This window comes from Hyphomonas beringensis, assembly GCF_000682755.1.
Lineage (GTDB): Bacteria > Pseudomonadota > Alphaproteobacteria > Caulobacterales > Hyphomonadaceae > Hyphomonas > Hyphomonas beringensis.
The window spans coordinates 1-1831 of the sequence record NZ_AWFF01000079.1; the positions used below are offsets into that span (position 1 = coordinate 1).

The 1831-nt window shown below is 60.0% G+C and carries 3 protein-coding genes; all 3 read right to left on the reverse strand.

Annotated elements, in window-relative coordinates:
* A partial coding sequence (locus HY29_RS19980; protein WP_155838387.1) for an alpha-L-fucosidase occupies nt 1-139 on the reverse strand: 139 nt, incomplete at its 3' end.
* Nucleotides 115-1416: an enolase C-terminal domain-like protein gene (locus HY29_RS16145; RefSeq protein ID WP_034798875.1), complete on the reverse strand. Its 1302-nt coding sequence runs from the start codon at nt 1414-1416 to the stop codon at nt 115-117. The genes HY29_RS19980 and HY29_RS16145, both read right to left, overlap by 25 nt.
* Nucleotides 1413-1831 (reverse strand): alpha-L-fucosidase (locus HY29_RS16150; RefSeq protein ID WP_034798878.1); only part of this gene is annotated, 419 nt, incomplete at its 5' end. The genes HY29_RS16150 and HY29_RS16145, both read right to left, overlap by 4 nt.

Here is a 1831-nt window from a genome sequence, read left to right on the forward strand (position 1 = left end):
CCCAGTGAATAAAGATGCCAAACTTCGCATCCAGAAACCAATCGGGCGCCTCATGCGCCTGAAGGCTTTCGGCACTGGCATCATACTGCGCCTGAGTTTTCCGGCTCGCTTGCGTCACGACGCCATCTCCTTGGCCCATTCCTTGCCCTGCGGGAATTCATGATCCGCAATGCTCTGAGGCCATAGATCAACGGAATAGCCGGGGGCGGTCGGCGCAATATAGCGCCCTTCCCGGATTTCAATCGGGTTGCGGAAATGCTGGTGCAAATGCGCTGCGTGTTCAATGACGCGGCCCTCCATCGTGCCCGAGATACAGACATAGTCTATCATCGAGAGATGCTGCACGTATTCGCAAAGGCCTACACCGCCCGCATGCGGACACACGGGAATCCCGGCCTTGTCGGCCATCATCATCACCGCGATCACCTCATTCACCCCGGCTAGGCGACACGCATCAATCTGGCAGAAGCCAATCGCCTGCGCCTGCAGGAATTGTTTGAACATCACGCGATTGTGGGCATGTTCCCCCGTCGCCAGCAATATAGGTGAAACCTGATCTGCAATGGCCTTGTGGCCCAGCACATCATCCGGGCTGGTCGGCTCCTCGACCCAATAGATATCATAGGGCGCCATGGCCTTGATGGCCTTAACGGCCTCCGCAACATTCCAGACCTGATTGGCATCCACGCTGAGCCGCACGTCTGAGCCCAGGGTATCGCGGAACAGCTTGCACCGGGCGAGGTCGCCTTGCAGGTCTCCGCCTACCTTGATCTTGAAGTGCCGCCAGCCTTCGGCATAAGCCGCTTTCAGCCGGCGGACAATCTCTTCATCCGTATAGCCGATCCAGCCGGCAGATGTTGTATAGGCGGGATAGCCATCCTGCATCAGGGTTTCAATCCGCGCGGCCTTTCCGGACTGCTGAGCGGTCAGACGCTCCAGCGCTTCTTCGCGTGGCAGATAGTCTGCGATGTGGCGGAAATCGATGGCAGAGACCATGCGCTCCGGCGACATGTCGCTGACATAACGCCATAGGGGTTTGCCCGCGCGCTTAGCCAGGGCATCCCAGACGGCATTGATCAGCGCTGCAGCTGCGAGGTGTACGACGCCTTTTTCCGGGCCAAGCCAGCGATACTGGCTATCATTTAGGAGCAGGCGAGAGACGAGCCCAAGATCCTCTTCAAACTCATCCAGACTACGCCCGATCAGATGAGAGCCAAGCCCCTCGATTGCCGCCACACAGAGATCATTCCCGCGCCCGATAGTGAAGGTCAGGCCATTGCCGGACTGTTCCCCGGCGCTCATTTCCAGCGTGACATAGGCGCAGGAATAATCCGGGTCCGGATTCATGGCGTCTGAGCCATGCATATGCCGGGATGTAGGAAAGCGGATGTCCCGCGCATCAAGACCGACAATCATGCCTTCACCTCCAGCTTAATGCTCTGCACGGCAGTATCGGCCCAGGCCGGGACGGTGACGGTAAGGCGGCCATTGCTGGCGGACCAGTCGCTGACCTCTCCGCCAAATTGCTGTACCGCCGTCACGTCACCCGCACCCTCTGGCAGTGGCAAGCTCAGCGTCTCTCCCGTCGGCTCGCCGAAAACATGCAGATACAGTGCGCCTGCGCCCTGCGTCGCGCCGATGGCGAGGCCATCAACCTCCCGCTCCGGCAACTGCACAGGCCGCGTATCCTGGATGCCTTCTCCTGCCACGCTCAGCCAGGCGCCCACAGCCTCAAGCCGGTCCGCCTGCCCCGGCGGAATGATCGTGTCGCCCCGCGGGCCCACATTCAACAGAACATTGCCATTGAAACAGGCAGACCGTGCCAGCATCG

Excerpts from the sequence above, each read along its gene's own strand:
- HY29_RS16145 (WP_034798875.1), bottom strand. The coding sequence starts at position 1,416 with ATGATTGTCGGTCTTGATGCGCGGGACATCCGCTTTCCTACATCCCGG.